We start from the raw sequence: 5,709 nt of genomic DNA on the forward strand, positions 1-5,709 counted from the left end.
GTGCTGGCGCTGCTCGCACGCGATGGGCTCGCTCCACCACTTGCGACGCAGATCCTGATCTATCCCAACACCGACGCGCGGCAGACATCGGACAGCTACCGGCGTTTCGGCGACGGCTTCGGCCTTACCGCGACGACCATGGCATGGTTCCGCGACCATTATGTGCGAACGCCCGACAATATCATGGACTGGCGCGTCTCGCCCTTGCTGGCGCCTGATCTTGCCGGCGTCGCGCCAGCATTCGTGGCGCTTGCGGGCTGTGACATCCTGGCCGACGAAGGGGCAGCCTATGCGGCGCGCCTGCAGGCCGCGGGCGTGCCTATGATCCTGCGGCAATGGCCGGGCCAGATCCATGGCTTCGTCTCGATGGGACGCCATATTCCCGCCGCCCGGCAAGCGGTGGTCGAGGGGGTGACGGCCTGGCGCCACTTCGAGGGATCGACGTCGACCGGTTAGGCCGACTGACGCATCACCAGGTTGGCACCGAGCTTGACGGTGCGCGCCATGCCCTGCTTCGGCGGATCGGCCTCGTCCAGCAGGGCCAGCAGGATCTCGACGCTGCGGCCGGCCATGGCGGTGAAATCCTGCGCCATGGTGGTCAGCGCCGGACAGGTGTAGCGGCTCAGCGGATGGTCGTCGTGGGCGGCAACGCGCAGATCGCAATCGGGCCTGCGGCCGACCTTCAGGCCGCGCGAGTACGCGGCCGCCATTACGCCAAAGGCGAGACGATCGTTGGCGCACAGGATGGTGCGGCCGGGCAAGGTCCCGGCCTCCAGCATTTTTTCCGTCTGCTCGTAGCCGATGCGTTCGAAGTCCCAGGTGTAATCGCGCGCGGCCTCGATGACGGCCGGCTTGAAGCCGGCGGTCTCCATCGCGACGATGTAGCTCTCCTGGCGTTCGCCGGAGTTGTGGTTGACATGCGGAATGTCGAGATAGACCGGCGGTTCGCCCGAGCGACAGAGATAGTCGACGATGGTCGACACGCTCTGCCGGTTGTCGTTGCCGACGAACGGCGTATCGCCCTCGATATAGGTGTCGAAATAGACGATCGGAATGTCCTGCCCGAGCTTGTCGAAGACGCTGCGGTCGGAGGCAAGGCCGAGCGGGGCGATGATCGCGCCGGCCACCTTCAGCGACAGCAGCGTCCTGACCGACTCCGCCTCCAGCTTCGGCGAGCCATGCGAGGAAATGACGATCGGCCAGTAGCCTTCGTCGCGGCAACGAAATTCGATGCGGCTGACCATCTCGGCGTAGAAAGGATCGGTGATCGTCGGCACGACGATGCCGATGTTGCGGGTGCGCTTGCGGTTGAGATTGCGGGCGAAAAGGTTCGGCTGATAGTCCGAGGAACGCAGGGCGGCTTCGATGCGCGCCCGCGTCGCTGGCTTCACGCTCGCCGGATCGTCGAAATATTTGGACAGCGTCGGGCGCGACACGCCGCATGCCTGGGCGAAGTCGTCCATCGTGCGGTGCGTCTTCTCCGCCATCGATATATTCCTGATCCCCTGCCAACGATCGGCCCCGCCCACAGTCATGCGGCCGTTGACCGGATGCGACAATGCTTGACGGAACTTATTCAGTCAATTTTCACAGTTCCCAATAGAACGCAAAAATATTCCATGCGTCAAATTATTTGTTAACGCTTCAAAACTGATGGCGTCATGGACTTCATTGTCAGTTCGACGAAGGGCTGCAGAAGCTTGCCGCTCAGCCCTCAGCTACGGGCCTGCTTGCCAAATGTCGCCATGCCGCCCATACACGGCTTGGAAATCACCCCACCCCGTTCGCCCCCCCTGCCAGGGATACCGTCCAATGTCCGTGACGCCGTGGTCAAAGCCGTGACGGATCACTCCACGCCATCGCTCGCCAGCCTGGGCTGGACCGAATTTTTCGGCGACCAGCTCGAGCCCGGCGAAGCCAATCTTGTCCCGACGCGGATCGCCACCGTCCACCGCGATCGCCTGACCGGCCTGTCCCAGGCAGGGCCGGTCGATCTGACGCTGGCGGCGCAGGCAAACACCGGTGACTATGCCGTCGGAGACTGGGTGCTGGTCGATGGGCATGAACACCTTGTGAAGCGCCGCCTGACCCGCAAGACGGTGCTGGAACGCCGCACCCAGGGCGGCGGCAGGGTGCCGCAGCTTGCCGCGGCCAATGTCGATACGCTGTTCATCGTCACCTCGTGCAATGCCGACTTCAATCCCGCCCGGCTCGAGCGCTATCTGGCGCTGGCCAACGAGGCCGGAACGACGCCGGTGATCCTGCTGACCAAGGCCGATACCGCTGAAGACGCCGAGACCTACCAGAAGCAAGCTGCGGCGTTGCAGCGTGGATTGCCGGTGGTGATGCTGAACCCCCGCACATCGGATGCGGCAACCGTCCTGGCTGCCTGGTGCGGTGTCGGCCAGACGGTGGCGCTGATCGGCTCCTCCGGCGTCGGCAAATCGACGCTGGTCAACACGCTGGCCGGATCGGCGCAGCAATCGCCGCAACAGACCGGGGGCATCCGCGAGCACGATTCCAAGGGACGCCACACCACCACGTCGCGATCGCTGCATTCCATCGCCGGCGGTGGCTGGGTGATCGACACGCCGGGCATGCGGACGCTGCAGGTCAGCGATGTCGGCTACGGCATCGACACGCTGTTTGCCGAAATCACCGAGCTTGCACCGCTCTGCAAGTTCCGCGACTGCACGCATGTGCACGAGCCGGGTTGCGCGGTTCAGACTGCCTTGAAGGCGGGGACGCTCGACCCGGAGCGCCTTGCCCGCTGGCGAAAACTGTCCGACGAGAACCAGAACAACACGCCGGTCCAGAGCGGGCCTCGCGGAGCCAAGACTTCCGGCGGTCGCGGAAAGAGGCGCTGAACGGCGAGGACTGAGGACTTCAGAGCTGCGCCGTGCCGAAAACGCGATCCCAGAATGCCGAAGTCACACCGAAATTGGCCGTTTCGTCGATGTGGTGATGCACCGCATGACGGCGCTTGAGCGTATAGAGATAGCTCGGATGCGCCGGGTGCCAGTGATGGATCATGTGGTGGATGCTGATGTACCACAGATATCCCAGCATCAACCCGCAGCTCACCGCGCTCGCGGTGGCGAAATCTGAGACCACCCAAACGGGCACAAACGCGACCAGCGCATGCACGCCGAGACTGAGCCAGGTTGGCGTGCCCACAGAACTGCGTTCCTCGACATGGTGACGGTCGTGCAGGTCCTTGACGTAAGGAATATGGTGAAGAGCGAACCTGTGCAGCACATACTCGATCAGCGTCCAGAGGCCGAGACAGGCGAGGACAGTGCCGATCCAGCCTGGCGCACTCTCTTCGCCAGCCTCGAGCAGCCCGGCCACTGCCAGCACGGCGATCACCAGCGGATACACCACGAAGTCGCTATAGTAGCCAATAAGACCGAGTTGCATCGTCACCTAGCCTTCGAGCCGCCAAATAAGCGATGGTATCAGATTGCCGGACTCGCGACCGAGGTGCAATGCAGACGCGCCTGACATAGCGTCGCAATCCCCTAGTGCAAGGTTCGCATCAACGATTCAAGGACCATCAGCAGGCTGCCGGCTTCGCAAATGGACGTACAAAAATGGCAAAACGCAGTGCGGGATTGCTGATCTATCGCCGCAGCGATGGCGATCTCAGGGTGTTGCTGGTTCACCCGGGCGGGCCGTTCTGGGCGAAGAAGGACGATGGCGCCTGGTCGATGCCGAAGGGTCTCGTCGGCGAGGACGAGGATGAGTTGACGGCAGCGCAACGCGAGACCGAGGAAGAGCTCGGCGTCAAGGTTGATGGTCCCTTCGCGCGGCTCGGCGACTACAAACAACCCGGCGGCAAGATCGTCTCGGCCTGGTCTGTCGAGGCGACCATCGACATCGACGTGGCCGCCATCAAGAGCAACATTTTCACCATGGAATGGCCGCCAAGGTCGGGATCCCTGAAGGAGTTCCCGGAGGTCGACAGAGCGGGCTGGTTCACCTTGCCCGAGGCCGAGGTGAAAATCCTCAAGGGGCAGCGCCCGATGCTTTTGGATTTTGCCAGGCAGCAAGGCGCCGGATGATCCGCAGCCCTCAATAGGGCAGGCCGACATAGTTTTCCGCGAGCGCGGTCGATGCGGCACGCGACTGCACGAGATAGTCGAGCTCGGCCTCCTGGATGCGCTGGCCGAACTCGGCGGTGTCGGGAAAACAATGCAGCATCGTCGTCATCCACCAGGAAAAGCGAACCGCCTTCCAGACCCGCGCCAGCGCCTTTTGCGAATAGCAGTCGATGCCAGCCGCGGATTTGTCGCGATAGAAGTCGCACAAACCCGAGAAGAGATAGCGCACGTCGCTGGCAGCGAGGTTCAGACCCTTGGCGCCGGTCGGCGGCACGATGTGGGCGGCGTCGCCGACCAGGAACAGCCGGCCGAAGCGCATCGGCTCGGCAACGAAGGAGCGCAGCGGCGCGATCGATTTCTCGAAGGATGGGCCGGTGACGACGCTTGCCGCCGTCTGCTCGGGCAAGCGGCGGCGCAGCTCGTCCCAGAAGCGCTCGTCCGGCCAGGCTTCGACGCGATCGTCCTGCGGACACTGCACATAATAGCGGCTGCGGTGCGTCGAGCGCATCGAGCACAGGGCAAAACCCCTTTCATGATTGGCGTAGACCAGTTCGTGATCGGCCGGCGGCACTTCGGCCAGCACGCCGAGCCAGCCGAACGGATACTGCCGCTCGAAGATTTTCAGCGCACGCTCGGGCACCGATTTGCGGCTGACGCCGTGATAGCCGTCACAGCCGGCAATGAAGTCGCAATCGATGCGATGCGTGACCCCGTCCTTGTCATAGGTCGCGAAAGGTGCGGCGCCGTCGAAATCGTGCAACGCGACATTTGCCGCCTCGTAGATCGTGGTCAGTCCGTCCGCATCGCGCTTGTCCATCAAATCGTGCGTCACCTCGGTCTGGCCATAGACGGTGACATGCCTGCCGCCGGTCAGTGCCTCGAGGTCGATGCGGTGCAGGCGTCCGTCGAAGGCGAGCGAGATGCCGGAATGCGGCAGTCCTTCCGCGTGCAGCCTTGCCGCCGCGCCGGCCTGTTCCAGCAATTCGACGGTGCCCTGTTCGAGCACCCCTGCCCGCACTCGGCCAAGCACGTGCTCGCGGCTCGCGCGTTCCAGAATGACCGTCTCGACGCCGATGCCGGCCAGAAGCTGCCCAAGCAGCAGGCCGGACGGTCCGGACCCGACGATGACGATTTGCGTGCGCATCAGTGGCCGAGACTTTCGACCTGTGCGGCCAGCTCAGCGGCAAGGCGGAGCGACGCGGCCGTCGCGATGACCATTTGCGGCAGCAATAGCCATTCCAGCGTCCAGGCAGCGCCCGAGCGCTCCTGCTCATGCACGAGCGCGTGATGCATGCCCGCAAGCTGCGTGGCGTTGAAGCGGGCAAGCGCCACCAGCGCTTCGGCCTTCACCGGGTTCTGCTTGTGCGGCATGGCCGAAGAGCCGCCGCCGCCGGAAAGCTCGATCTCGGTTCCACCTTGCGCCATCAGCGCGATGTCCTGGCCACATTTGCCGAGGCTGCCTGATAGCTGCTTCCTCAGGCCGGCGAAATCGGCGAGTGCGTCACGCTGGTTCTGCCAATGCGGGGCGTCGCCAAGGCCGAGCTTTGCGGCCAGTGCTGCGCGCACCGCCGGACCTTTGTCGCCTAGCTTTTCCAGCGTTCCGGCG

The 5,709-nt window shown here is 63.9% G+C and carries 7 protein-coding genes; 3 read left to right on the top strand and 4 right to left on the bottom strand.

Features of this window, described 5'->3' with window-relative positions; all coding sequences use genetic code 11:
* A partial coding sequence (locus EN884_RS23275; RefSeq protein WP_164895118.1) for an alpha/beta hydrolase fold domain-containing protein occupies window positions 1-456 on the top strand: 456 nt, incomplete at its 5' end.
* Here the strand turns inward: EN884_RS23275 and EN884_RS23280 are convergent.
* The gene (locus EN884_RS23280; RefSeq protein WP_063170181.1) at window positions 453-1,487 is read right to left on the bottom strand and encodes a LacI family DNA-binding transcriptional regulator; all 1,035 of its coding nucleotides are present in this window, start codon (window positions 1,485-1,487) and stop codon (window positions 453-455) included. The genes EN884_RS23275 and EN884_RS23280 overlap by 4 nt on opposite strands.
* Before the next feature lie 339 nt (window positions 1,488-1,826).
* Between EN884_RS23280 and rsgA the strand changes: the two genes are divergently transcribed.
* Complete coding sequence (rsgA, locus tag EN884_RS23285; protein WP_063167585.1) at window positions 1,827-2,867, top strand: ribosome small subunit-dependent GTPase A; 1,041 nt, start codon at window positions 1,827-1,829, stop codon at window positions 2,865-2,867.
* Window positions 2,868-2,886: 19 nt separating this feature from the next.
* Here the strand turns inward: rsgA and EN884_RS23290 are convergent, their stop codons facing one another.
* The gene (locus EN884_RS23290; protein WP_027163878.1) at window positions 2,887-3,420 is read right to left on the bottom strand and encodes a sterol desaturase family protein; all 534 of its coding nucleotides are present in this window, start codon (window positions 3,418-3,420) and stop codon (window positions 2,887-2,889) included.
* A gap of 173 nt (window positions 3,421-3,593) precedes the next feature.
* Here EN884_RS23290 and EN884_RS23295 point away from each other — a divergent pair, with 173 nt between their 5' ends.
* Window positions 3,594-4,064, top strand: a complete 471-nt coding sequence (locus EN884_RS23295; protein ID WP_027163879.1) for an NUDIX domain-containing protein — start codon at window positions 3,594-3,596, stop codon at window positions 4,062-4,064.
* A 10-nt stretch (window positions 4,065-4,074) separates the two neighbouring features.
* On the opposite strand, the gene pobA is transcribed toward EN884_RS23295, so the two are convergent.
* Both pobA and EN884_RS23305 read right to left on the bottom strand, forming a co-directional pair.
* Window positions 4,075-5,247, bottom strand: coding sequence for a 4-hydroxybenzoate 3-monooxygenase (gene pobA / locus EN884_RS23300; RefSeq protein ID WP_063167584.1), 1,173 nt, complete (start codon window positions 5,245-5,247; stop codon window positions 4,075-4,077).
* On the bottom strand, window positions 5,247-5,709 hold a 463-nt coding region (locus EN884_RS23305; protein ID WP_245491972.1), incomplete at its 5' end, for a lyase family protein. The genes pobA and EN884_RS23305, both read right to left, overlap by 1 nt.

It is taken from the genome of Mesorhizobium sp. M7A.F.Ca.AU.001.01.1.1 (assembly GCF_004022735.1).
Lineage (GTDB): Bacteria > Pseudomonadota > Alphaproteobacteria > Rhizobiales > Rhizobiaceae > Mesorhizobium > Mesorhizobium ciceri.

Excerpts from the sequence above, each read along its gene's own strand:
- pobA (WP_063167584.1), bottom strand. The coding sequence starts at position 5,247 with ATGCGCACGCAAATCGTCATCGTCGGGTCCGGACCGTCCGGCCTGCTG.
- EN884_RS23290 (WP_027163878.1), bottom strand. The coding sequence starts at position 3,420 with ATGCAACTCGGTCTTATTGGCTACTATAGCGACTTCGTGGTGTATCCG.
- EN884_RS23295 (WP_027163879.1), top strand. The coding sequence starts at position 3,594 with ATGGCAAAACGCAGTGCGGGATTGCTGATCTATCGCCGCAGCGATGGC.
- EN884_RS23280 (WP_063170181.1), bottom strand. The coding sequence starts at position 1,487 with ATGGCGGAGAAGACGCACCGCACGATGGACGACTTCGCCCAGGCATGC.